Genomic DNA, 25214 nt, shown 5'->3' with positions numbered 1-25214 from the left:
CATTCACTCATCGAACACAAATACCGGTTCCTGATACAACCGGATCTTGTTCACCTTCAATCTCTGGCGGATGCTTTCATCCAGCCAGGCATTTTTTTCTTCAAGGGAGGTCGAATCGTCAAACTTCCCAATGGGGATATTCAACCCCAACGCTCGCCCCGGGATGAGATGCCGGGTCACCCCCATGGGAATTTTGCTCCCGTTGAGGGCGATCTCAACCACATCCGACGGCGCGTACGCGGGAAACGCAATGACCGCCGAAAGGTTGGGGTATTCCCCGATCAGGAGCGGCATGTTGATCGCCGCCGTGCGATGGACTTCCGCCTTCCCTCGATATACCGAGACCAACTGACAAAGCAGATCCGCCTTATCGCACACATCGCCCTCGCACAACACGGCGAATTGGGAACCGTTGCGCATGATGATGCAGGCTTCGATATCCCGCGCGTTCAATCGCTGAATGGCGGTCGCGTCCTCGATCGGTTCAATCGTAAACTCGTCGATATCGGCAAGGTCCGCAAGCAAATGCTCCGGAGACAAACCAACGATGATGTGGTTCCAAACGCTGAGGTCTACTGTTTCTTTGTCATACTCCACGATCTGGACCATGGCGTCGCGGAAGCCCATAGCCCTCAGCGCCGTCACGCGAGTCGCCCCGTCTAAAACAATATATTTCGATTGATATTCCGCCACAATGGGCGGATTACGCAGGAGCCCATCCCGCGTGATGGAATCAACGATCCGTTGCACGCGGTAGGGATCATCCTCTTCATGCAGTAATAATGTCTCGAGCGGCACAAACCGCAAACGGATTTCAGAAGGTTCAAGGGTACGCATAGCAAGCCAATCATCTACTGTCTGTGTTTCTGAAATATTCATTCCTCCAACTACGCAGTTGGAGGAATGAATAAGAGATTCCGCTCGTTAGAGCGCGACCTCCGGCAGTTCCTTCATGGAAGCCTCGATCTTTTCAGCGGGGTATTCAAAGCGTTGGAGGTTTCCTTTCATATATTCATCGTACGCCGCCAGGTCGAAGATACCGTGCCCGGAGAGGTTGAAGGCAATCACTTTCTTCTTGCCTTCTTCTTTGCACTTCAACGCCTCGTTGATCGCGGCGCGAATGGCATGAGACGATTCGGGCGCCGGGACGATGCCTTCCGCCTTGGAGAATATGGAGGCGCCTTCGAACGTATCTAACTGGTCGATGGCAATCGCATCAATGTGACCGCTGTCCACCAGCGCGGAGACGTGCGGCGCCATGCCGTGATAGCGCAATCCGCCGGCGTGGATGCCCTCCGGCACGAAGTTGTGCCCCAGCGTGTGCATTTTGACGATGGGCGCCATCTGCGCGGTATCGCCGTAATCGAAGGCGTATTTGCCTTTGGTGAGCGTCGGGCAGGCCGCAGGTTCGACAGCCACGACGCGCGTCTTTGCGCCTTCGGTCAGATTCTTGTGGATGAACGGGAAAGTGAACCCGGCGAAGTTGCTTCCGCCGCCGACGCAGGCAATGACCGTATCCGGGTATTCGCCAGCCATATCGAACTGCTTGATGGCTTCCAACCCAATGACGGTCTGGTGCATGAGCACGGGTCCAAGCACAGAACCGAGGGAGTATTTATACTTGCCACCGGAGGTCGCCGCCGCTTCCACCGCCTCCGAAATAGCAATGCCCAGCGAGCCGGGGCTGTTGGGATCCTCCGCCAGCACTTTTTGCCCGTATTGGGTTTTATTCGACGGGCTGGGAGTGACCGTCGCGCCGAAGTTCTCCATAATGATGCGGCGGTATGGCTTCTGGTTGTAGGAAACCTTCACCATGTAGACATGGCATTCCAGATCAAAGAAGTTGCACGCCATAGACATCGCCGAACCCCACTGCCCCGCGCCGGTCTCGGTCGTGAATCCCTTGACGCCTTCTTCTTTCGCGTAAAACGCCTGGGCAATGGCTGTGTTGGGTTTATGCGAACCGACGGGCGACACCCCTTCATATTTATAGTAAATATGGGCGGGCGTGTCGAGCGCCTTCTCGAGGCGGCGGGCGCGATACAGAGGCGACGGACGCCACAGTTTGTATATCTCGCGGACCGGTTCGGGGATATCGATCCAGCGGTCCATGCTGACCGCTTCCATGATGAATTTCATGGGGAATAAAACCGCCAGAAAGTCCGGCGTCACCGGCTCTTTGGTGCCGGGATGCAGTACCGCGTTCCAGGCGGTCTTGGCCGGGTCGACCGGCATATCCGGGTTGATGTTGTACCAAGCCTTGGGCATATCGGCTTCGGTGAGTACGTACTTATATTGGTCGCTCATGGTTACTCCTCGCTTTGTTTGATTGAATTGTTGGAAGAAGATTTCTGATTTATTGTTCATCCATAACGCTTCTCCTATTCATCTTCAATACGTCAATTGGCAGTCGCTATTGAACGTCTACTTGCGCATACCATGCGCGGGGCAACGCCCGTTTTGCAACGCGAAAAGAAAAACCCCTTGGCGGGGGATTAGGCAAAGCGATTGTGAAAACAAATTTTGGATAGACTTGCTGGAAATTAATACTCGGTCAAAAAAGATTCCCACTACTTCGAGCCAACATGATATTGTGGCGAGACCGGCGCCTTGCGCCATCTCCCAGCGTTTGGCAATTTCACCATTCAACATTCGATCCTGCCGCGCACAAAACAGACGAGCCTCCACGCAGAACCTCCAGAAGCGACCGGGTTTCATCGCTTCAAAACATATCTCACTTTTTCATCATGCCGTCAATAAAGTGATATATATTCAGTATAATGGATTATTGGGATTTGTCAACTTAAAACGACTTGGGGATGCGGCGTTCTCAAAACTGGCGCGTTGGAGTTCGCGTTGTGCCAGCAACAACCACCACGTATCGTCCGCGTCATTGCCGCGCAACCCGAAGTGATCCTGATGGACGAGTCCACATCCGCGCTCGACCCGATCGCCACCCTGCGCGTGGAGGAGTTGATCGCCGAACTCAAACAAGATTACACCATCGTCATCGTCACCCACAACATGCAACAAGCCGCGCGCGTGTCCGATTACACAGGTCTGTTCTGGCTGGGCGAGTTGGTCGAGTTTCCAGAGACCAATTCCATGTTCACGAAACCGAAGCAAGAATTGACGGAGGCGTACATTACGGGGAGGATGGGGTAGTTGCTTGCTTCAGCCGCTGTTCTCGGCGGCGTTTTGCGCGTTGTGTTAGCCCGCTTTCTTGAATAGCCATTGCGTAATCAGTAGCACGACCAAAAAGATCACCACAAGCAAAAACAAAACACCAAAAAGAAATAGCCAGATCCCACCATCGTTGAAAATGAGGTGATGGTATGGCCAGAAATATAGCATCAAGGCCCACAAGATGAAGGAAACAAACAAAGCGGGAATGATCGATTTTCGGAAAGTGGCTTCTTCTTGAACAAGTTTGTTTTCAATTTGACCCTTGTTGATCTTGCCTTGTTCAATGAGCTCGCGGAATTGTTCGATTAACTCGGGCGCGTTGCTCATCCCAGCAAGAATGACATCGCCGTTTCGAGTCTTAATACTGGTATATCCAAGATCAATGACGTCGCTATATTTTATTCTCTTTGATGGCCAAGTATATTTTTCTATATAGAAAGTAGACTGAGAAAAGACAATGCGTCGGATTAACAAATGTAGCACCCATACTACAAAAGGAACAAGCACTATTAAGCCAAATATAGTCATTGGGCTAAAACTAGTTTTTAGATAGTAGAACACGACCGTAGAGAACAAAAGAAGACCGAGCGTGATTACATCCCAGAAGTTTCTGAAAGAATACCTTGGTCTAAAAGTAGAGTTTTTCGTAATATGCGTTTTCGCCATAAGTGTGGGAGCAAGCGGGCTAACAAGTGATATCCGCGCTGTTCAATTACCAATTACCACTTACCGCCTCACGAATGCTGTCCCTTCCAAAACTCGTCATCCGTCGCTTTGATCTCTTTCATCTCACCCGTCACGATGAACACCGTCCGTTCGCAGATATTCGTCACGCGGTCGGCGACGCGCTCGAGGTTGTGCGCCACCCATAACAACCAGTTGGCGCGTTCGATGGTCTTCGGGTCCTGGATGATGAACATCATCAACTCGTGATAGACCTGATTGTAGAGCGCGTCCACTTCGTCGTCCTGGATCGGGATGGATTTTGCCGCTTCGACATCTTCATTCACAAAGGCGGTCAACGCGCGGCGGAGCATATCCGCGCCGATCTGCGCCATGCGCGGCACATCAATCAAGGGCTTGAGCAGGGGCGCATCTCCCATGCGGATGTTGATGTTGGCAATCCCTTTGGCATAATCACCCATGCGCTCCAACTCGGAGATGATCTCCATGGTGGATGCCAACAAGCGCAGGTCGCGCGCCATCGGTTGTTGCGTGGCGATGAGGACCATCAGTTTGTTTTCGATCTCAAAGCGCTTCTCGTTGATCCGCTGATCTTCCATAAAAACTTTTTCAGACGCCTTGACATCCCGCTTCTTCAGCGCCTCGACTGAATCAAGGATGGCTTGCTCCACCATCGAGCCGAGTTGAAGCACGTCGTCTTTGAGTTGTTGGATTTCATTCTCGAAGGTTTTTCGGAGCATACAGCCTCGTTTCGTTTGGCTATTATACTGCCAGATTTCCCGCCTTCCCATGAAACGGCACAAGAGCCGGGGAGGAGACCCGGCTCTTGCGCGCTGAGGAGAGAATGAAACTATTTCCTGATCGTCGGCCGCCGCTTTGCAACCTCAGCCTGCTGGCACAGGTGGGCGCTTCGCTTGCGTAAGGTATCTATGATAAAGACGATGATGAGCGTTGATGTTGCGGCGACCAGGAATATTTCCATGCGCACAGGATAGCACGGACTCCATGATTTGTGCTTTGCAGGAGGTTTGCGGACGCACAACAATTATGCAATTGGTAAAACGAACAGCGAACAGAATCGGATAGCAATACATGCCCGCCTTGGTTTCCCTATTTAGTTACGTGTTATATCGTTTCTGAACGGGTCTCGAAAGAAATCACTCTACAACCACCACTGTCCCACCGCTGGCGCAGGTGGGACTGTCGGCTCCGTGACAAACGTAGACACTGACGAAATAATTGCCGCGCTTCTCCAGTTTCAATTCAAGAGTTCCGTTTGTTTTCTGTGGATCAATAAATTGTTCCCCGTTGAAATAGACATACCAAATATAACTACAACCGCTTTTTCTGCATTCGAAGATAGCGCCATCAGGCGCGCGGACGAACGAGTCTTTGGCGCTGAGCGTAACATTGAGTGGAGCGCGTCCGCTGAATTGATTTGCCGTGATTTTGACTTGCATTCCAATTGACAATCCTGATGTTGGCGTCAATGTTGATGTGGGTGGGACAAACATGAATGTTGCAGTGGGCGTGAATGTTTCGGTAAGTGCAAATGTCGGCGTATACGTCTCAGTGAAAGTTAGGCCAGGCGCTGGTGTGTCTGGTTGGAGAGTGAATGTGTTCGTTGGCGCGGGAGAGTCAGTATGTACGGCGGTTGGCGATGGTTCTGGATCGAACATTCTTTGAAAAGGTGGAAACGCAAATAACACACCGATAATCGAAACAACTCCCGTAATTAGAGCGACCCAAATTGGTACACTCCATCCCTTATTTGTTTCGGTCTTCACATCAGTTTTCACTGGCGTCTTTTTCTTCTTGCTCATCGCTCCTCCCGATTTCGTATAAAACCAATCCGCTACTTTATGGCATTGTATTTTCATCGTCGCGCCCTGTCAAGCAATTTGACCAAGATTGAAATGAAACGCTTTCTTAACCCTCCCGCAATGATTCTTGGGTAAAATCATCCCACCTTTCCTTATCCAACACACATGGCAAAAGAATTCACTTTCACCTGGCAATGGGATATCCAGTCCTCCCCCGAGGCGATCTGGCAATATGCGGCGGATACGAACCGCTTCAACCGCGACACGGGTCAGCCGGAGGTGGAACTGCTGAGCAACGTCAAAGGGACGAAGCGGGCGCGGATGAAACTTCCCATCCTCCGCGTGGTGTGGGAGGAGGAGCCGTTCGAGTGGACGTACCCGTACTCGTTCGGCATCACGCGCCGCTACAGCAAAGGTCCGCTGGATGAGATGCGGACAAACGCCAACTTCACTCCATTGCCCGAAGGCGGGACACGCATCACTTATAGTTCCACATTCATCACCGGGAATATCCTTGCCCAACTTGGAATCCCGTTCGGGATCGGCGTCATTGCGAAGAATCGCTTCGAGCGCGCGTTCCGCAAATACGACGCGATCATCAGTCGCGGCGAATCGTTGACGGAGATGCCTCGTCAGCGCGCGTTAAGCTCGGGAGGGCGAAACAGGTTCAAGGTCCAGAGTGAAGCGGTGGTGAAGCAGGGCACGAATCCCGAATTGGTGAATCGTCTCGAAGAGTTTCTTGATCATGCCGACGAGTTGTCCATCCAACGCATACGCCCGTACTCGCTTGCCGACGCGTGGTCGCTTCGCGCGAATCGCCGCGCCGTGCTCGAAATGTTTTTACGCGCCACACGCGCGGGCATCGTGGATATGTCGTGGGATCTGTTGTGTCCATCGTGCCGCGGCATCACCGAGGGGCATAGCAACCTCGCCGACGTGCGGGGCGACTCGCATTGCAACACGTGCCAGATTGATTTCCGCGCGAACTTCGATCACAACATCGAAGTGGTCTTTCGCCCCAACGCATCGGTGCGCGCGATTGATTACGCCGCCGCGTTTTGCGTGGGAAGCCCGCAATTGCAACCGCATGTGGTGATGTCGCAAAGTTTGTCGCCGTTGCGTTCACTGCCTGTGGATGTGCATCTCGAACCGGGGCGTTACAACATGCGAGCATCAAACGCGAGCGGTTCTGTTTCCATCTTTGCGGATGCGGACGGGGCATCGAAAGCAGACTTGCGCGTGACTCAATTTGGATGGCCCCCCGAAGAACAACGCGTCTCGTTTCTTCCGACCCTCAACCTGATCAACGCCACCGATGCCGACTCTACCTTTCAGCTTGAGCGCGCGTCGTGGGGCGACCAAGCCGCCACCGCCGCCGACGTGACCGCGTTGCAAGTGTTCCGCGACCTGTTCGCCACCGAAGTGATTCGACCGGGCGAGGAAATTTCTGTCGGTTCGATCACGCTGATGTTCACCGACTTGCGCGAGTCGACTCGTCTGTATCGAAACATCGGCGACGCGCCGGCGTTCGGTCGCGTGCGCGAACATTTCCAATTGCTCGAGGATGAGATCGCCGCGGAGGGAGGCGCGATCGTCAAAACGATGGGCGATTCGGTGATGGCGGCGTTCCGTCATCCCATTGCCGCGTTGCGCGCGGTGTGGAAGGCGCAAGTGAAGATCATGGAACGCGGCGAGCCGATGCTTTGGCTGAAGGCGGGAATGCACAAGGGTCCGTGCATCGTTGTCAATTTGAATGACCGCTTGGATTATTTCGGTTCGACGGTCAACATCGCCGCGCGCCTGCCGGGCTTTTCTCAAGGCGGCGAATTGATCTTCACGGAGGAAATCTACAAAGACCCCGAAGTGCAGGAGTTCCTTTCGCAAAGCCTCAAGCCCGATGTGTTGAGTCGTTTTTCGAACAACGTGAAGGGATTCGACGATCCGTTTACGTTGTGGAAGTTGAGGGTTTAATAGTTTGGTAGTTGGATAGTTTGGTAGTGGGGTGGTTGAGCAGGAGTTAAGGATAACGAAAGAGGAAAGAAGAAAGACGCGTCGTCTCTTCTTTCCTCTTTCTTCTTTCATCGTTTTTGGGTTTGAAACATTTCTTGTTGATCCTACTCTGCGGGCCAAGGATTCATTCCTGCCTTGAGACAGGCTAGGCGAAGATCGCGGTCAAAAACGGCAAAAGCAACCGTCACGCCGAGCGTTTCCTGCCAAAGCGACGCGGCCGCAAGGTGAAGCGAGTCATATCCTCGTAATCCATGTTTCCATGCAATATCGCTTGCCCTTTCGATGATCCCCGCCGTAACGTGCAGGCGGGTAAATGTCTGCCAATGATTGAGAAAGTCATCCCAAATTTCCGTCGCCATCGCTGATGAAACAATGTCCATCCGAACTGCCTTCTGAAATGCGGCGGAAATTTCCACCTTTGTAATTACACTGCTGCCAAAAAAGTGGTCGGGTTCGTTCAATAAAGCGACGACCTTGTCCGAACCGGTTTCGCGCAAATATCTCTTTACCAGAGCGCTGGTATCGAAGTAGACGATCATCTCCGATCTTCCAGAATCATATCCGACACCAACGTACCGCTCCGATTAACGACTTTTGGCTGATATGGCGTCATTTTCTTCCCGTTCCAATCAGCCAGACCCGCATCCACCATTGCCCAGACGCGTTCTTCGATGGTTTGCTGGGGAGGGATTAGTTGGGCAACGACATTTCCGCGTTCGGTCACGATGACGGTCTGTCCCTTCTTGACGCGGCGGATATACTCGCTCAATTTGTTTTTTAATTCACGCGTACCAACTCTAACCTCGCTCATGGCAACTCCTTGATGTGGCTACATTATACACCAAGTAGCCGCATGAAGCTTTACACTGACCTATTATCTCAAATGACCAACTTCATTCATGCTTGATCACTCATCAAAACATTAACGCCTTTTGATTTGCAAGGCTTCATTGACTCCGTATATCGTGGTTGGGGTCGGCACCGTATCAACAAACACCTCGTATTGGCGGGCTGTGTCACACGCCCCCCCACGAGGTGACGGCGTTCCAGTCGAGCGTCACGCCCGTTCCGCCGATATTTGCCCCATCAAGAGGCGTGACGGCACTGGGGTTCTGTGCAACACAGCTTGGGATACACTCGTAAGTCGTGACCGTCTCCTTTTTGCACTACGTCTCTACAGGATCACAGACCTTGCAGATCTTGTTGGGGTTATTCTTGGTCGGGCACGGCTCCCACGAGCAGTTACCCCCACCAGTCTCTTCCCACTGGCAACACTCCGTATAACTCTGGGCGGTACCTGGACTCCCCCCCGTCCCCCAGGCATTGTCCCCACACAATGGCTGACATACCGCAGATTTGACCGTGGCGCTCTTGACTGTCCCTGATGGGCAGTCTTGCGGCGCAACACACGCTACAGATCCCCCGCCTCCTCCCCCACTCCCGCACGAGTTGGCAGCACAGCAGACTTGGTTGGTCTTGCACCCTCCTCCTGGCCCTTGCCCGCTACAGCCAGACGCTCCCGAGTATCCCACCCCGCAACTGAACCCCTGCCTGCACTCCCCTGGGCACGACGACCCACCGCCCCCGCCCCCAGTCCAGTTGCACGTCCCACTGCACCAGCACGAGCCAGGATCGCCATCGCAGTTATACTCCCCACAGGCTCCTGCGCTAGGCACACAGTCCATCCGTGTTAGCTTGGCATTGGCGCAGTCGCAAATTGTGTCTTTGTACTCACCACACCAAGTCGAGCCTGAGCAGCTCTGTGCACTCGCCCGCTCGCCCCTCGCAAGGAGGAGCGCTATAACAACCACTATCACAGAGAGTACTCGCCTCATCTTGCCTCCACTATCCACATCACAGGCTCAAGTCGGTTATAGAGGCTCCAGTACTTATCCTCCCCGCCCCCTATTGTGTTGTAGAGTATCTCTCCCATGAGCAGGTTGATGCCAAGCTGTGCCTTGTCCGCTCCGACCCGTCCCCACACCGCACTGTCCACATACACCGTGATCTCCCCTCCCTCATTCTTTACACAGTAAAGCGGGGGCAACCCACGCTCGACCCGTATGCACTTGTCCGTCGTCCCACTCCCCTCCTGTATGGTTACCCTCACCTCTCTCACACTCGGCACTCCTCCAGTCCAAGCCGCCACGAGCCCGCTCGCAAATACTAGTCTCCCCCATGAGAGGTGTAGGCTATAGCGCCCCGCCTGGGGAGCGACCGCAATCCACGTCCCCCGTAGTAGGGCATAGGCCACAAGCCCAGCCATAACTGCCGCAACCGCTAATAAGACTATTATCCCTCGCCTCACCTATCCCACTATATACATATTTTTACCCGCTTTCAAACCCCCGCTCGCTACCTATCCTCCGCAATCCCCCCGCCCCAGTACTTGTCCAAGTATGCCTGCAACGCCTCCGCTCCTCTAAATTTAAAGAGCTCAGGATCGCGATTGGCGCCCTGCTCGAGCAGCGAAACGTACCTGCTCGTGCGCTTGCCGCGTGGCGACTGGATCGAGAGCGTCCCGTGCACCGGGTCAAGCGCCGTGATAAACCGATAAAGCCCCAGGTTATCATACATCGTCTCCGCCGTCTCTCCTGGTTTGAGTCGATAAATACTCATAGCCTCCGTGCTATCTTCGAGTCTCCCCAGGCTCAAGACTATCCGTGAGCGGCCGCTCCCATCACTTAGTGGCACCGCCTCAAACCTTGCCCACCACATATCCCCAACTGTTGACCACCAGCCCTCAAGCATATCCTTGTCCCACATCGCCTCCATCTCCTCGTTGGTCACGAGCTTGAGGCCGATATTGCGGCAGTCTATCTTGGCATCAAACGGCACGGCATACACCATTGCGGGTAGTTGATTCGAATCATGTTCCTCGCTAAGCCGTAACTCCTCAGGCGTCATCTGTGGGAAATTATTGATATTGATTAGGTCGCCAAACGCCTGCCCTGCCATACACGCCCTGACAAACTCCTCCGCCCCCTCCGCCACCGCCTGCTTATCTTTAAAGTAATCGCCAGACTTATGATAAAACCCGCCAGGGTTCTGCCCAAAGCTCACCGCAATGTTGTAGATGACCTTGAGTAGTCCCTCGTACACTTGCGGCGATGCCTCCGCCCTTAGCACACAGGTATCCTCTCCCTCTACCTGCAGGCACCCCGCCGGGATCACCTCCCCAGGCTTCGTCGTGCCGTCCTCGTTGAGCCAGTACTCGACCTGGGTCTTTGCCTTGTTCCACCCATCTTGTCTCCACATCCACTTGCGGCCATCCGCTGTTGTTACTGTCTGCATATCGCCGCTGTTATCCACACTTGAGATCGCCAGCCACGCATCGCCAACAATGATTATTTGTTGTCCATCGCTGACGTTGTAGATGGGCAGAGCCGTGTCCGCGGCTGGCACAGCAGGCTTCCATCCGTTTGCGGCGGGATCAAAGATCAACAGTTCGTCGCCGTTTTGAATCCATAACGGCTCGGATGCGGTGGGAGGTCTCAGCGTGGGCGTGGCAGTGACAGTCGGCACAGACGTACGCGTCGAAGTGGGGACAGGCGTCAGCGTGGGCTGAGGCGTCGGCGCGGCGCAGGAAACCATCATGAACGTAGAAATAATAAGAACGGCAAACATCTTTTGCATATCTTCCTCGGTTATCTCTTCTTGATTTCAAAAGTTTCCGAACTATCAAATGGAATGCGCAGTTGTTCGCTTTCCAAACTCATCACCTTGCTATTAGCGAAGAAACCAAAATCAAAACTTGTCTCCTCCCCTGCCTTCTTCCCAGGGATGGGCATCAGCCGCGCGGTGAGGGGTTTGTCGAGTCGCAACGACAGCGCGGAAAGGTCGAGTAACAACGGCACAAGTTGTTCAGCCGTCGTATCTCCCGCGAGCGGAATCGTGTCCAGTCCCGTTCCGCACACAGCGGAGTAAAGCAACGCGTCTTTGATGGTGAGCGTCCCTTCTGCGGCGCGTTTCGCAAGGACGGAATCTTCCAGCACGGGTTGCATGAATCCGCTGAAGCCTGTGTGAGAGAAGTCTGCGCGGTCAATGGTTTCGGTGAGGATCGCCGCCGCGGCGAGCGAACCGTGCAATCCGATCTTTGGGATGCCCATTTTTTCGACCGCGTTTCCAAGCGAGTGTGCATCGTCGGGGAAGGGGGCGAGGGAAAAATCAATACCCAAAAACTTTCGAGAATTAGAGAGTAGAGAATTCGAGATCTTGGCGAGTTTCTTTCCGTGCTTTTCGATCTCGCTGGTTAAATTATTTCGTCCCTCTTCGATGGTCTTTGCATGTTCAAACGCTTGTACCGCCAAGTCTGCGGACTCGGTTGCGAGGGCGAAAGCAGGTTTATCTTTGTCGTGATACGCGGCGGGGAAGAACGGCGCGCCCGCAGGGACGTTTGCCAGCGCGGCGAATTGCAGGTTGGCGAATCCGTTCTGTTCGATCTGCGCGCATCTCACGATCACCTCCGCACACGCGCGGATCGCGGCGAGATTCAGTCCGCGCGTTTTATCCGCCATCACGCCGCCGAAGAAAACATTTTTCGAGACGAAGATCGCGTCGGGGATCACTTCAAAACTGCGCGGCGACTCGGGCAGGGCGGGTCCCAGCGAGACATAACTGACGCCATATTTCTCGACGGCTCCCGTGATTTGATTCGTCAACTCCATCAGTTTGCCAATATTCTCATCGCCCAACAACTTCGGGAAAGGAATCGTCGCCAGCCGCACGGTCTGCACTTCGTAGCCTGCCGCTTCGTACGCAGACTTCGCCTCCGCAAGAAACTTTCCCGCCTTTTGCAGGACTTTTTCTTCGAGTGGATACTTGGGATTGCAGAAATAAGTTACTGAACGGATTTTCATTTAGTTATCAACTTATCAATTTCAACAATTTTTTGATCAACGGAAGATTTGATTTCAATAATGATTTCCCCAAGTGATTTTTTGAATATTTTGCTATCCCCATGAAACTCATCGTGACTTGCTCCAATGAGTGAATTGAATAATCTAAGAGTGTTAGACATATCTTTGTCGTTTAGAAATAATGTCTCCCAATAATTGAATTTGTTCATTAATTCAAACATGTACTCATCAGGTGTTTGACCTTCTTTGGCTGGTCTCTCCCAATTAAAGGTAATATCTCTGCGAAGCCAGTGTAGAGTTGATCGTAAATCTCGCAACGCATCTAATCTCTTCAATTGAAATTCGCGCTGTGTTTCAATTCTCCTTTGGATTCCAAACAACCGAATACTCAGTAAATGTGCTGTAAATCCCCCAATTATTCCTGAAGCCAAGAGTTTCACAAATTCATTTTCAAATAGACTCAAAATATCTTGCCAAGTCATAGATTTACTCCTTGTTAAGAAAGTCTTTGCCTCACCACCTCAAACATCAACACCGACCCCGCCACCCCCGCATTCAGCGACTCGACATTCCCCGCCATCGGAATGCTGATTTGCTGATTTGCTATTTTGCGCGCCTGTTCACTCGCCCCCTCCGCTTCACCGCCGACGATCAACGCCAACGGATGACGAAGATCAGTCTCCCAGCAAGATTTTCCATTCATATCCGCCAACAAGATTTGCATATTCGCCGCTTTGCCCATTTGCTCATTTGCTCGATTTGCTCGATTTGCTGATTTGCTTCCTTGCTCATATGCCAATTTGCACACTTGCTCAATTTCCTCCCACCCCATCTCACGGATCGGCACACGGAAATGCGCGCCCATGCCAGCCCGCAACACCTTCGACGCAAAGGCATCTGTCGTTTCGGGCGGAATCAACACAGCCTGCACACCCGTCGCTGCGGCGGAGCGGAGCAGAGTGCCGAGATTTCCAGGGTCGCGGATTTGGTCGGGGATGAGGACAAAGTCAAGAGGAGTAGAGATTAGAGGATTAGAGAATTGGAGAATTGCGAGAATGCCTTGCGGGGTTTCGGTCTCACTGATGGATTTCATCAAGTCGGTGGAAATTTCCTCCACCTCAATTCCTTTTGACTTGAGACTTTCGACCTGCGACTTTCCTCTCTCGCTCAACGAGTCATCGTACAAAACAGTCTCCAGTCTCCAGTCTCCTTTAACTGCTTCTTCAATCAATCGCACACCCTCCACAACAAACATCCCCGCCTCGCGGCGTTCCTTTGCGCGTCCAAGCAATGCGCGGACAAGTTTTACTTTCGAGTTTTGATTTGAAGTGATCATTGTCCCCACTTGTCATTCCATGAGTTGATAAACACGTCCACACTCGATTGATCGAATAAAACAAGTTTCACGATTTTCAAATTTGATGTATTGCCCTCAAAATACTTTTCAATCGCCGAAAAAATGATCCCCGCCGCTCGGTCTTTTGGAAAGCCGAAGATGCCCGTTGAAATCGCGGGGAGGGCAATCGAAGAACACTTCAATTCATCCGCGACGCGCAGGGAACCTGTCACAGCATCGGATAATTTTCTATCTTCATCGCCATCGCCCCACACGGGACCCACAGCGTGGATGACGAATTTCGCAGGCAGAGTCCCGCCCGAGGTCCACGCAGGATGTGAGTGGGAGACGGGTCCGTGCTGGAGAACCCAGTCATCCGATTCGGATTGAATCGCCGCTCCACCCTTTTTCGAGATCGCCCACGCCACTCCGCCTCCGTGTTGCAGATTCTCATTCGCCGCGTTGACGATGGCATCCACATTTTCAATTGTGATGTCGCCTTGTGCGATCTGAATCATCTGACCTGTCGGCAAGACGCGTTCAACAATGACGGTATTCATGCCGCTATTCTACAACAAAACGTCCGACGAGATTTATCACCTCATCGGACGTTCTTGCCAATTTGCTCTCTTGCTAATTTGCTCTCTTGCTAATTTGCTAATTTGCTCTTTTGCTTAATTGCTTTATTTTGCCATCGCAACCACTGCGGCGAATGCCTGCGGGTCGCGGACTGCCATATCGGATAACATCTTGCGGTTGAGCTCGATGTTCGCCTTCTTCAACAGCGCCACCAACTTGCTATATGTGGTTCCGTTGAGGCGAGCCGCGGCGTTGATGCGGGCGATCCACAACTTGCGCAGGTCGCGCTTGCGCACGCGGCGATCACGGGTCGCGTACCACAGGCTTTTCAGCATTGCCTCGTTGGCTCGCTTGAACAGACGGTTCTTCGCGCCGCGCTGTCCCTTCGTGATCTTCAAAATCTTCTTATGACGTTTGTGCCCCTGAGGTCCACCTTTAACTCTCATGTTCTACTCTCCTGCAAACTCGCGGGCGTCGTCAAGCGATTAGCGTGACAGTTGTGTACACCCGAAAGCCGCAACTAAAAAATTTGGATACGACGTACGGCAAAATTAATTTTGCCCTACATATTCGGCGCAAGGCGCTTAATGCGCTTGATGATCTTGCGACCCTTCACATCGTGCATCTCAGACAACTGCGCCTTTGTGCGCTTCGACGTGTTTCGGCGCAAGTGGCTCTTGCCGCCTTTGGTGCGCATTAGTTTGCCCGAGCCCGTCAAACGAAAACGCTTCGACGTTGCCTTGTGGGTCTTGAGTTTCAACTTACCTTTAGCCTTTGCTTTGCGAGGCATTCGCTATATCTCCTTTCAAAAATTTGCAATAAAAACCGCGGGACTAAACTTTCTCGCCCGCGGACTTTCTCAATCTTTGGGACTTACTCGTAGCGCTTCGGATTGCGGACTTAAGTCCGCACACCTCACGACGCTTCTTTCTCAGGGACAGCTGGTTCGCCCTTCTCCTTCTTTTTCGCGCCGCCTTTGCTGGGAGCCAGCACCACGAGCATCGTTCGCCCTTCCATCTGAGGCGCCGCCTCCACCACGCTGACGTCCGCGAGAGCCGCGGCGATCTCTTTCAGGTCTTCCAGCGCGATCTCGGGGTAATCCATCTCGCGCCCACGGAACTTGATCGTCACCCGCACCTTGTTGCCGTGCAATAACCAGCGACGGGCATCGTCCACTTTGAAACCGCGGTGCGCTTCATTGGTCTTGGGGCGCAGGCGAATTTCTTTGACCTCGATCTTCGTTTGCGACTTCCTCGCTTCGCGTTCCTTCTTGGCGCGCTCATAAATGAACTTGCCAAAATCCATCACGCGGCAAACGGGGGGAGTGGCGTTGGGTGAGACTTCAACAACATCCAACTCGGCATCGCGGGCGATTTGAAGCGCCTGCTTCATCGAAACCACCCCAACGTTTTCACCGTTGGGACCGATCAAACGGACTTCGGGAACCCGAATACCTTCATTAACTCGAAATTCTGCGGCGCTGATATGCTTCTCCTATTACATGACAAATCCAGCCAACGGCTGGGTTAAAGTGGGCGAATGATACCATGCCCGTCGGGGAATCGTCAATAAAATGACGCTTGCGCCATTACGAATACTATGAGGAGGCTATCCGCGCGAGCGGAGCGAAGTCGAAGCGAAGACGGGTTGTCGCTTTTACAGTTCCTTCGCCCTCCGCGCAACCAACTTGCCCTCGAAAGGTTCATTGCGGGGCGAGTGATGTTTATTGCGCGGGTCTCAACGCGGGTTGAGGCTTATCGCGCGGGGCGAAAAATGCGTTGGGGAGTTCAATGGGCGCGAGCGGGTTGCCCGCTTGAATATCCTCCAGCGAGGCGTAATACATTCCCATATCGTTACTGTCGAAGCGCTGGAAGATGAACAAGATAAATTTCCCATCCGGGCTGAAACGGGCATCGCGATAACAGCAGTCGCCATCGATCGGGTTGATGATCGTCTCCTGGCGGGTCGCGCTATCGTACAGATACAGATCGCCAAAGCCGTCGTTGCGAACGGAATCATTCAACAGGAAGAGGGTATCGCCGTTCCAATCATAACTGGCGATGGTCTTCAGGCTTTCCTTGTGAGTGAAGGCAAAGTTCAAGCCTGGGAATTTGTCGATGCGGGTGAGACCGACATTGGCGCAATTGAGAACATCAGCGCTGAATAAAACGATCTGATCTGAATTGACCAGTTCCGTATCCACGATGCGGGCGGCGAGGCGCATCTCATCTTTCGACCAAAGAACATCGCGGAACGGGAATGCGGAAAAAAAACAATTGTCCCTGCGGGCGGTAAGGTTGAAGCGCGTGTCCATCTTTTTCAAGGCTTCGATATCAAAGGGCAGGATGTTCAAGGTGCGTTGGATGCTGATCGCCACATAATCGCCGCGCGGGGATACGCGAAATCCCTCGAGCGTTTCGTCGAGATTGAAACACGCCAGCTGTTCCACTTGTTTTGTCGCGCCATCCACCATGAAGGCGCAATTACGAGACAGATAGACGAGGCGGTTTCCGGTGATCCATTGCAGGTTCGATTTGGAGGAATTATCGGTGCGGATCTGGATCAGCCCGCCGCCGTTGAGGTTCATAAAGTACAACTCATTTCCGGAGAGGAAGGCGATCTGGTCTGCGTTGCCGGGCGGGGGTGGGACGGTTGGCGTGATCTGCGTTATGGCAGGCGTGAGGGTTGGCAAGGGAGCGGGCGTGTCGGTTGGGGCAATCGTGGCAGGGTTAGCGACCAGGCTTCCCGTCGGGGTGGAGGCGGGCGCCAGAAAGGGGATTTGTCCTCTAAAGGCGAAGATCCCTATGAGCGCGATCAATAAGGCGAGGGTGGCGCCGATCCAAAAATTTCTGCGGGGGGTGGCGCGCCGGTCGCTGAGTCCCACAATGGCTGGGATGGTGCGTTCATCGCCAAAGGCGGCATGGTTCAAGGCGCGGGCGAGGTCGAGGGCGGTGTTGTAGCGCTGGGTCTTGTCTTTTGCCAGGGCTTTTTTGATGATGGCGTCGACTTCGGGCGGCAGGTCGGGTCTTTCTTTTAAAATATTCGGAACAGGTTCGTTGACGTGCTGGAGGGCGATGCCGATGACGGTTTCTCCGCTAAAGGGGCGGTTGCCAGTCAGCATTTCGTAGAGGATGGCGCCAAGTCCGTAAATGTCGGCACGGTGGTCAACGGCTTCGCCGCGCGCCTGTTCGGGGCTGATGTAGGCTGGGGTGCCGATCACTTCCTCCCCGGTGGCAGAGATGGCTGATTCGGTTAACTTTGCCACGCCGAAATCGGAAAGGTATGGGTTGTGGCTTCCGTCGAAAAGCACGTTATCGGGTTTGATGTCGCGATGGATGATTTTTCTGGCGTGCGCGTGGTCGAGCGCGGCGGCGAGTCGTTCGATGATCAAGGCGGCGTCTTGTAGTGAAAACTTTTCCTTTTTGATCATCTCGGTCAGCGAGCCGCCGGACATGTAGCGCATGACGAAGTAGGGCTGGCTATCGTCGTCTCCCACATCGTAGACCGGCACAATGGCGGGGTGTTCCAGGGTGGCAATCAACTTAAGCTCACGCTTGAAGCGTGAGCGGGTGAGCAAGTTATGCATCATTTCGCGGGGCAATACTTTGATCGCCACTTCGCGGTTGGAACTGGGGTCGAGGGCGCGATACACGGTTGCCATGCCGCCGCGCCCCAGTTCCGACTTGATCTTGTATCTTCCTACCTTCTCCGGGGACATGGGTCAAGTATATCAAATACGCTGTTGTGATAAAAAGTGCAAAAGCCTGTTAAAAGCCGATTCGTTGGAGTTCACTGGGAAAGTCCTTTATGCGTGGGTTGGGCAGACAATGTGGAATTTTTTTGAGGAAATGGAGAAAGTTCAAGCGCACGTTACGGGTCCTGAATTTCAGCGGCTCGCAGGGTATTCCGCATGAGCATGGCGATCGTCATGGGTCCCACCCCACCGGGCACCGGCGTGATGAAACCCGCCGTTTCTTTCGCTTCGTCAAAATTGACATCACCCACGAGCCGGTAGCCGCTCTTCTTCGTCGCGTCGGGCTTGGTGTTGATGCCTACATCGATGACCGCCGCGCCGGGTTTGATCCAATCGCCGCGCACGAATTCGGCTTTGCCGATGGCAACGATGAGGATATCCGCCATGCGCGTTAGGGTGGGCAAATCTTTTGTGCGCGAGTGACAGACCGTCACTGTGGCATTCCGCGACATGAGCAACAACGCCGCCGGCATCCCAACGATGTTCGACCTGCCCAGCACAACCGCGTTTGCGCCTTCGATCTGCGCGCCGGCTTGATCGAGCAGATACAGACATCCGTATGGCGTGCAGGGAACGAATAACGGCTCGCGCCCTCGTTGCGCCAGCCGACCGATGTTGATCGGCGAGAATCCATCCACGTCTTTTTCGACGCTGATGAGTTGCAGAATGCGCTCTTCATTCAAATGCGATGGCAGGGGAAGTTGCACGAGAATCCCATGCACGGTTTTATCGTCGTTCAATGATCCGACGATTCGTTCCAATTCTTCCTGTGCTATATCGCCGGGCAAATTCTGGCTGACCGAACCCATGCCCAACTCGGCGCAGGCTTTTTGTTTGGAGGCAACATACGCGGCAGAGTCGGCGCGGTCGCCGACCAGCACGGTGGCAAGTGTGGGTTTGGATTTTCCTGCGGCGATCCGTTTTGCCACTTTCGCGGCGACCTCTTCGCGCACCTGTCCTGCGATCATTTTTCCGTCAATGAGTTGTGCGGTCATGGATCATTTCCTCGTTCAAAATTTCGCCTCGCACTTGATTCGATTCGCAATCGGTCAAAGCGACGCGGTCGATCTCGTTCCAGCGCGGCGATTCGGCGAACGCCTGCGCGCGCAGATAATTTTCGGTGAACCCTTCCATCAGCCAGCCGCGCTCGCCCATCTCGGATGTGGACTCCCACAGCACGAACATCGTCTGCCCGATGAATTTCTCGCGGTAGGATTTTGCGGATTCTTCCAGCGCATCGTGCAAGATATGATTCCGTTTCTTGCGGACTTCGGACTGGATCTGCCCTTTCATCTTCGCCGCCCCTGTGCCGGGACGAGGCGAGTACGTGAACACATGTCCACCGGCGAAGTTCATCTCGTTGACAAAATCAAGCGTGTGAGCGAACTCCTCGTCCGTTTCACCGGGGAAGCCAGCGATGATGTCTGTTGTGATAGCAACATCAGGAATCGTTTCGCGCGCAGATTGGATCAACTCGCGGAACGAATTCGTCGTGGTGTTGCGGCGCATCCGCTTGAGGGTCGAGTCGCTCCCCGCTTGGAGAGGCAGATGCAAGTGCGGCATGAGGCGAGAACTTGCTCTGAGCGAAGTCGAAGAGTCCCAGAGTGAAAAGAAGTCCGCGTTCAAATCCCAGGGTTCGAGCGAGGAGAGTCGCAAGCGCGGGACATCTGTGTGATGAAGAATCGCTTTGATGAGTTCAGCGAGATGCGACTCGAATTCATAACCCCACGAGCCGAGATGAACGCCGGTGAGAACGATTTCTTTTGCGCCACCATCGAGCGCGAATTGAATATCCTGGATCACGTCAGCGACGGTTCGGCTCCGCGCTTCGCCGCGCGCGACGGTGGTAATGCAAAACGTGCATTGATTGTTGCAACCGTCCTGCACTTTGATGAAGGCGCGCGTGCGGCGATGAAGACCGGGAAGCGGGATGCGAGTGAGAGGCTCAAGATCGAAGGCTTGTCCTGAGCTTGTCGAAGGATCAGGTCGGAGGTCAAAGGTTTCAGGTTGAAGGTCAAGAACATCAGCAACAAGGTGATCCTTGCGATCATTTGAAATGACACGTGTGACATTTGTCAGCTCAAGCGCGCGCTCGGGTTGGAGTGTCGTCCAACAACCTGTTGCCACGATGTCAGTCACGCCCGCGCGCGCGATCTGTCGAATCTTGCCGCGCGACACGGAGACGGCATCGTTCGTCACCGCGCAAGTGTTGACCACCGCCATCTCAGCCAGTTCGGCAGACGCGACGATCTCATGCCCCGCCGAGCGGAATCCATGCGCCATGTGTTCGATCTCCGCTTGGTTGAGTCTGCATCCGATGGTGTCGAGGTAGATTTTCATAAAAGGACAGGGGGGGGTAGATGATTAGAGATTGGATGATTAGAGATTAGATGATTAGATGATTAGATGTTGAATGTTTAGAAAGTGGAAAGTGGAAAACGGCAAAAGACTACTTTCTACTCTCTACTCTCTACTCTCTACTTTCTACTCTCTACTTTCTACCTACGGTTGCATCACCACAAAATTATCGAACAACACATCCACGCCGGGTTGGGTGAAGGAGCCAGCCAGCAGACCCACATCCCCGGTAGCCAGTTCGGCATCGCTTGCGCCGGCGGTCAATTGATAATTCACATAGAAGACAAGCGAGTCGCCAATACAGTCGGCGCGGAGGTGGTTGACGGAATCGGGCTGGATCATTTCGGAGGCTTGCATTTCACTTTGCCCAAGCAAAGTTACCTGCCCGCCGACAAACTTACCAATGGCGTAATAGCCGTCATTCGAGATGATGAAGAAATAATAATTGCCGTTTTGGTAGCGGCACATCACGCCGGCGCGATTTTCGGCTGGACCGCTGAGTTTGGTCACATCCGCCTCAATGCGGGCGTCGCGCAAATTCAACTCGGGGGTCGACCAGAAATTGAGTTGCGGCTGGCGGATCAACATGCGATAGCCGCCCTCATCGTAATCCATGATGCCGCCGTCGTTGGCAAGGCGATCCCATCCGCTGGCGTTTGATTCGAATTCATCCTGAAACAACACTGTTCCCGAAGGCTGGGGCGGCGCGGTGGCGGTCGGTGAGGAGGCGCACCCAGCCAGGAAAACAAGGAACGATACCAGAGGGACGAGTTTTTTCACGATTGGGATTGTATCATGGCGGCTATGGAAAAAATTGCTTCAAGTACGCATCTGCTTCGTCGTTCCCCAGATCGCGGGCAAGGGTAAATTCATCGAGGGCGCGAGCGCGGTCATTCGTCTGTAAATAGACCATGGCCAAATGCAAATGAGCCGACGCGTTTTGCGCGTCCAGTTCGAGGGCGGTGAGCAGGTGCCGTTCGGCGGTTTCAAAATCATCATTGAGGTACCACAGCCAGCCCAGCGTATCCTCCGATGCGGAGTTTTTCGGGTCGAGCGCCACAGCGCGTTGCGCGGCAGGGATGCCGATATCGTTCAAGTGAATACCGAGGCGGCCGCAAAACTCCGCGAGCGCGCGCCAGGCGTTGGCATCCTCAGGCGCGAGGCTGGCGGCATATTGATAGGCCTCCAACGCGCGGATCAAGTCGCCGTTGAGCGCGTACGCGTTGCCCAGCGCGAAATAGCGCTCGGGGGTGTCCGCATCCAGCGACGCGGCGGCTTGATGTTCGGTGAGCGCTTGCGAATAATTTCCGACGCGCTCGAAATACAACCCGCGCAACCCGCGGACAACCGCAGAGTTGGGATTCAACTGGAACGCGCGATCCAACGCCTCGCTTCCCTCCGACCCTGTGTGCTGGCTCGCCTCCCCCAACCATGCCCACGCCTCGGCGTTTGACTCATCCGCTTGCACAGCGGATTCGAATGCGGCGCGCGCCAACTGCCATTCATTCACCAACCCCAGCCCGGCGCCGAGGATGACAAATTGTTCGGAGGGCGCTTCGCTCAGCGACGCCAAACTCAAAGCGGAACGCAGAGTCTGCGCTGGCGGGTCAAATTGAGGGTCCAGTTGTGAAGCGGCGAGGAGTTCCGTCCACGCGGAGGGCGAGTCGGTCAACGTCAACAACAGCCCGAGGCGGTAATGCGCGGCGGCATCGTCGGGGTCGCGCTCAAGGTGGGCTTGAAAATAATCTGCCGCAAGAGAAAATTTTCCCTGCTCTTCCATTGCATACGCCAGCCGTTGATACAGCCCGGGTAAAAATTCAGTCTGCTCGAGTCCTTGTTTCCAGATTTCAATGGCGCGTTCCGTATTGTCGTTCAAGAAATTGGCATCGCCCCACGCCGCCCAGCCCGCCGGGGTGAGGGCGTTTTTTTCGCGGGCGGCGCGATACATGGCATCGGCGCGGGCAAAATCGCGGTCGTGAAAATAAGCATGCCCGGCGAGTTCATACAAATCGGTTCGCCAGGGTAACCGCTGAGCCGCGCGCACATAATGTTCCGCCATCTCGGGGTATGACTGCGCCTCAGCCGCTTTGCGAATCTCCGAGTTTCCGTCCACAAGGATTGGGATGGCAACCGCAAGAAGAATTAAGAGAAGAACGAGGGTGATACGCAGACCTGCCCGGGACATGTGTGGAATTATAGCCCGTGAATTTAAACGACGTTAACGTTCCTGTAACTCTGGCGGTTGCTCCGGAAACCGCCAACTGGAATATAATCGTCATTGTCATGTTCGATTTAATTGCCAACACATTCAATTTTTTCACCACACCCAGCGGGAGTTTGATCTATCATCTCGTGCTGTTGTTTTCGGTGATCTGGGCGTTGGCTTCCGCGTATTTGCTTTGGAAGTCGAGCGAATTCCCGCAGGCGCGGCGCACCATGTTTGGGCTTGCCCTGCTGTTCATCGCGCGCATCGCCCTCTTTGCGGTGACGTTGGCAGGCAACGGCGGATTGGTCAATTTTTCAGTTGTGCTTCCCCCATTGGATCGAGCCATCACGCTCTTTTCATTAGTATGGGTGATCTGGCTGTGGAATTTTCCCGAGCCAAGCCGCGCCGCCGACGCGATCACCGGGCTGGCAAGCGTTCTGCTGATCGCCGCGCTGGGGCTCAGCCTCGTGGCGTACGCGCAGGATTTCACCCGCCCCGACTATAACCGCACCACCAATGACGGCATCTGGCAGTTGGCAAGCATTGCCACCGCTTCATTCGGTTTATTGTTGTTAGCCATTCGCCGTCCGAACGGTGCGGTCTATGGGTTGGCATTCTTGATCCTTGCGATCGCTGGGCATGTGATTTATGTCGTTTTGGGGCGTTTCGATGGCAATTTTCCCGGCGCGGTTCGGCTGATGTATATTGCGGCGTTTCCATTATTGACCACCCTGCCCCAGAGGTTTCCCGCTCCCTCCAAGGGGCCGATCTCCGTCAAACTGCATGCGCCAGTGGACGAACGCCGCCGCTACAGCACCGACCCGAAAACTTTCCACGCCCTGCTTGCCCTGGCGGGTGAATCAAGCGTGGACCGGTTGAGCCAAGCCATCACCCGCGCCATCGCGCAGACGATGCTTGCCGACTTGTGTTTTTTGATCTACCTTACCGATAACAAGAATCAGATTCAGGTCGCCAGCGGGTACGACCTCATCCGCGAGGAAAATTTGGATGGTGGAAGCCTGAACAAAAGCATGATCCCCATGCTCACCAATGCCCTGCAACGCGGGCGTCCGTTGCGGTTGCCGTCATCCAGCACATCAGCCGATATCAAAGGGTTGAGCGACCTGCTCGGGCTGGCAAGCCCAGGTCACATTTTGAGCGTGCCCATCGTCACGCCGGAGAAAGATTCCCTCGGCGGCGTGCTGTTGCTCTCACCCTATTCCAACCGTCTGTGGAGCGCGGAAGACCAGGCGTTCCTTTCCAACATTGCGGTCGCGCTCGTTCCGATCATCCAGCGCGGAAACAAGATGACCTCGCTCGAACAAAAAGGCGAACAAACACGGCAGGCGCTCGATGTGGCGCAGGATCGCATTCTCGAACTCGAACGCCGCAATGAAGACCTGCTCAAACAAATGGAAGCAGTGCGCGCCGACGCCGCGCAGGGATTATCGCAAGCCGAAGACCTGGCGGCGCTCACCCGCATGCAGGAAGATTCGCAAAAAGCCATCGAGCGCCTCAAACAGGAAAATGAAACGTTGCGCTCCGGCAAGGGACATGTGGGCGCCTCGCAACAAGTGGAAGGCGAGTTGCGCCTGACGCTGGAAGAAATTGCCCGCCTGCAAAACCAACTGGCGGGGGCAAATATGCGCGTGGCAGAACTGGAAATGGGTTCAGCCACTATTGCGCGACCCAGCGAGCAAGCCGAAGTGGTCGCGTCCATCTCACAGGAACTGCGCCAGCCCATGTCCTCTATTGTGGGGTATACCGACTTGCTACTCGGCGAATCGGTCGGCATTCTCGGCGCGTTACAGCGAAAATTTGTCGAGCGTATCAAAGCCTCCACCGAGCGCATCGGCAACCTCGTAGACGACCTCATCCAGGTGACCACGCTCGAGACCGGGCTAAATGAACTCAAGCCCGAAGCCGTAGACTTAAACCTCATCATCGATAATGCCATGTCGTATACCAGCAGTCAGGTAAGGGAAAAAAATATTTCCCTGCATCTCGACCTGCCGAAAAACATGGCGCCCATCCATGCCGACCGCGAAGCCCTGCAACAGATTGTGATCCACCTCCTGCAAAATGCCGGCTCTGCCTCCCCGGTGGAAGGCTCCATCCACTTGCGCGTGCAGACGAAATCGGAAGGCGGAGACGAATACGTCCTGATCCAAGTCAAGGATTCCGGCGGAGGCATCCCCTCCGAGGATCTTTCGCGCGTGTTCACGCGTTTGTATCGCGCCGATAATGTCTTGATCCAGGGTGTCGGCGATACCGGCGTGGGGCTGTCGATCGCCAAGACCCTCACCGAAGCGCAACGCGGACGAATTTGGGTAGAGACCGACGCCGGCGTCGGCTCGACCTTCAGCGTGCTCCTGCCGATCGCCAAAAACATCCTCTCGCGTGTGCCGGAGATTTGATC

The 25214-nt window shown here is 54.2% G+C and carries 23 protein-coding genes and 1 pseudogene; 3 read left to right on the top strand and 21 right to left on the bottom strand.

The features are described from left to right. Positions 1–3: 3 nt before the first annotated feature. Both AC16KF_RS13700 and AC16KF_RS13695 read right to left on the bottom strand, forming a co-directional pair. A complete protein-coding gene (locus AC16KF_RS13700; RefSeq protein WP_484037889.1) occupies positions 4–837 on the bottom strand; it encodes a hypothetical protein in 834 nt (277 codons plus the stop codon). An 87-nt stretch (positions 838–924) separates the two neighbouring features. After that, positions 925–2307 (bottom strand): TrpB-like pyridoxal phosphate-dependent enzyme, encoded by a 1383-nt coding sequence (locus AC16KF_RS13695; protein ID WP_484037888.1) that lies wholly within the window; start codon positions 2305–2307, stop codon positions 925–927. 522 nt (positions 2308–2829) lie between these two features. Here AC16KF_RS13695 and AC16KF_RS13690 point away from each other — a divergent pair. After that, positions 2830–3165 (top strand): annotated as a pseudogene (locus AC16KF_RS13690) (phosphate ABC transporter ATP-binding protein); the annotation flags it as partial. 45 nt (positions 3166–3210) lie between these two features. Here AC16KF_RS13690 and AC16KF_RS13685 read toward each other — a convergent pair. The 3 genes from AC16KF_RS13685 to AC16KF_RS13675 form a co-directional block, all read right to left on the bottom strand. Further along, the gene (locus tag AC16KF_RS13685) at positions 3211–3714 is read right to left on the bottom strand and encodes a hypothetical protein (protein WP_484037887.1); all 504 of its coding nucleotides are present in this window, start codon (positions 3712–3714) and stop codon (positions 3211–3213) included. A gap of 206 nt (positions 3715–3920) precedes the next feature. After that, on the bottom strand, positions 3921–4610 hold the full coding sequence (gene phoU, locus AC16KF_RS13680; protein WP_484037886.1) for a phosphate signaling complex protein PhoU: 690 nt from the start codon (positions 4608–4610) through the stop codon (positions 3921–3923). 417 nt (positions 4611–5027) lie between these two features. Continuing rightward, positions 5028–5693: a hypothetical protein gene (locus AC16KF_RS13675; protein WP_484037885.1), complete on the bottom strand. Its 666-nt coding sequence runs from the start codon at positions 5691–5693 to the stop codon at positions 5028–5030. A 165-nt stretch (positions 5694–5858) separates the two neighbouring features. Between AC16KF_RS13675 and AC16KF_RS13670 the strand changes: the two genes are divergently transcribed. After that, positions 5859–7664: a DUF5939 domain-containing protein gene (locus tag AC16KF_RS13670; protein WP_484037884.1), complete on the top strand. Its 1806-nt coding sequence runs from the start codon at positions 5859–5861 to the stop codon at positions 7662–7664. A 143-nt stretch (positions 7665–7807) separates the two neighbouring features. Here the strand turns inward: AC16KF_RS13670 and AC16KF_RS13665 are convergent, their stop codons facing one another. From AC16KF_RS13665 to AC16KF_RS13590, 16 genes are all read right to left on the bottom strand, one after another. Beyond that, entirely contained in the window at positions 7808–8242 is a 435-nt protein-coding gene (locus AC16KF_RS13665; RefSeq protein WP_484037883.1) for a type II toxin-antitoxin system VapC family toxin, read from the bottom strand. Continuing rightward, the gene (locus tag AC16KF_RS13660; protein ID WP_484037882.1) at positions 8239–8514 is read right to left on the bottom strand and encodes a type II toxin-antitoxin system Phd/YefM family antitoxin; all 276 of its coding nucleotides are present in this window, start codon (positions 8512–8514) and stop codon (positions 8239–8241) included. The genes AC16KF_RS13665 and AC16KF_RS13660 overlap by 4 nt, the downstream gene beginning before the upstream one ends. A gap of 1020 nt (positions 8515–9534) precedes the next feature. Continuing rightward, complete coding sequence (locus AC16KF_RS13655) at positions 9535–9969, bottom strand: hypothetical protein (RefSeq protein ID WP_484037881.1); 435 nt, start codon at positions 9967–9969, stop codon at positions 9535–9537. Positions 9970–10058: 89 nt separating this feature from the next. Beyond that, on the bottom strand, positions 10059–11339 hold the full coding sequence (locus AC16KF_RS13650; RefSeq protein ID WP_484037880.1) for a hypothetical protein: 1281 nt from the start codon (positions 11337–11339) through the stop codon (positions 10059–10061). An 11-nt stretch (positions 11340–11350) separates the two neighbouring features. Further along, positions 11351–12562 carry a DUF711 family protein gene (locus AC16KF_RS13645; RefSeq protein ID WP_484037879.1) on the bottom strand — a complete coding sequence of 404 codons (1212 nt, stop codon included), beginning with the start codon at positions 12560–12562 and terminating at the stop codon, positions 11351–11353. Next, a complete protein-coding gene (locus AC16KF_RS13640) occupies positions 12559–13044 on the bottom strand; it encodes a hypothetical protein (protein WP_484037878.1) in 486 nt (161 codons plus the stop codon). Before AC16KF_RS13640 ends, AC16KF_RS13645 begins: the two co-directional genes overlap by 4 nt. Before the next feature lie 14 nt (positions 13045–13058). After that, entirely contained in the window at positions 13059–13898 is an 840-nt protein-coding gene (locus AC16KF_RS13635; RefSeq protein ID WP_484037877.1) for a TrmH family RNA methyltransferase, read from the bottom strand. Next, a complete protein-coding gene (locus tag AC16KF_RS13630) occupies positions 13895–14458 on the bottom strand; it encodes a macro domain-containing protein (protein ID WP_484037876.1) in 564 nt (187 codons plus the stop codon). The genes AC16KF_RS13635 and AC16KF_RS13630 overlap by 4 nt, the downstream gene beginning before the upstream one ends. 123 nt (positions 14459–14581) lie before the next feature. Beyond that, the gene (rplT, locus tag AC16KF_RS13625) at positions 14582–14923 is read right to left on the bottom strand and encodes a 50S ribosomal protein L20 (RefSeq protein ID WP_484037875.1); all 342 of its coding nucleotides are present in this window, start codon (positions 14921–14923) and stop codon (positions 14582–14584) included. Between the two features lie 116 nt (positions 14924–15039). Then, positions 15040–15267, bottom strand: coding sequence for a large ribosomal subunit protein bL35 (locus AC16KF_RS13620; RefSeq protein WP_484037874.1), 228 nt, complete (start codon positions 15265–15267; stop codon positions 15040–15042). Positions 15268–15392: 125 nt separating this feature from the next. Beyond that, positions 15393–15962, bottom strand: coding sequence for a translation initiation factor IF-3 (gene infC / locus AC16KF_RS13615; RefSeq protein ID WP_484038045.1), 570 nt, complete (start codon positions 15960–15962; stop codon positions 15393–15395). 238 nt (positions 15963–16200) lie between these two features. Continuing rightward, the gene (locus AC16KF_RS13610; protein ID WP_484037873.1) at positions 16201–18195 is read right to left on the bottom strand and encodes a protein kinase domain-containing protein; all 1995 of its coding nucleotides are present in this window, start codon (positions 18193–18195) and stop codon (positions 16201–16203) included. 152 nt (positions 18196–18347) lie between these two features. Continuing rightward, positions 18348–19226 carry a bifunctional methylenetetrahydrofolate dehydrogenase/methenyltetrahydrofolate cyclohydrolase FolD gene (folD, locus tag AC16KF_RS13605; protein WP_484037872.1) on the bottom strand — a complete coding sequence of 293 codons (879 nt, stop codon included), beginning with the start codon at positions 19224–19226 and terminating at the stop codon, positions 18348–18350. Beyond that, positions 19207–20571: a tRNA (N(6)-L-threonylcarbamoyladenosine(37)-C(2))-methylthiotransferase MtaB gene (gene mtaB, locus AC16KF_RS13600; protein ID WP_484037871.1), complete on the bottom strand. Its 1365-nt coding sequence runs from the start codon at positions 20569–20571 to the stop codon at positions 19207–19209. Before mtaB ends, folD begins: the two co-directional genes overlap by 20 nt. Before the next feature lie 162 nt (positions 20572–20733). After that, positions 20734–21369 carry a hypothetical protein gene (locus AC16KF_RS13595; RefSeq protein ID WP_484037870.1) on the bottom strand — a complete coding sequence of 212 codons (636 nt, stop codon included), beginning with the start codon at positions 21367–21369 and terminating at the stop codon, positions 20734–20736. A 22-nt stretch (positions 21370–21391) separates the two neighbouring features. Then, positions 21392–22774: a tetratricopeptide repeat protein gene (locus AC16KF_RS13590; RefSeq protein ID WP_484037869.1), complete on the bottom strand. Its 1383-nt coding sequence runs from the start codon at positions 22772–22774 to the stop codon at positions 21392–21394. Positions 22775–22791: 17 nt separating this feature from the next. On the opposite strand from AC16KF_RS13590, the gene AC16KF_RS13585 reads away from it, so the two are divergent. Further along, positions 22792–25212, top strand: coding sequence for a GAF domain-containing sensor histidine kinase (locus tag AC16KF_RS13585; RefSeq protein ID WP_484037868.1), 2421 nt, complete (start codon positions 22792–22794; stop codon positions 25210–25212). Positions 25213–25214: the final 2 nt, after the last annotated feature.

The sequence above is a fragment of the Candidatus Defluviilinea gracilis genome (assembly GCF_057138825.1).
The sequence above is the reverse complement of the archived record's forward strand: the minus strand, read 5'-3'. Positions and strand labels throughout refer to the sequence as shown.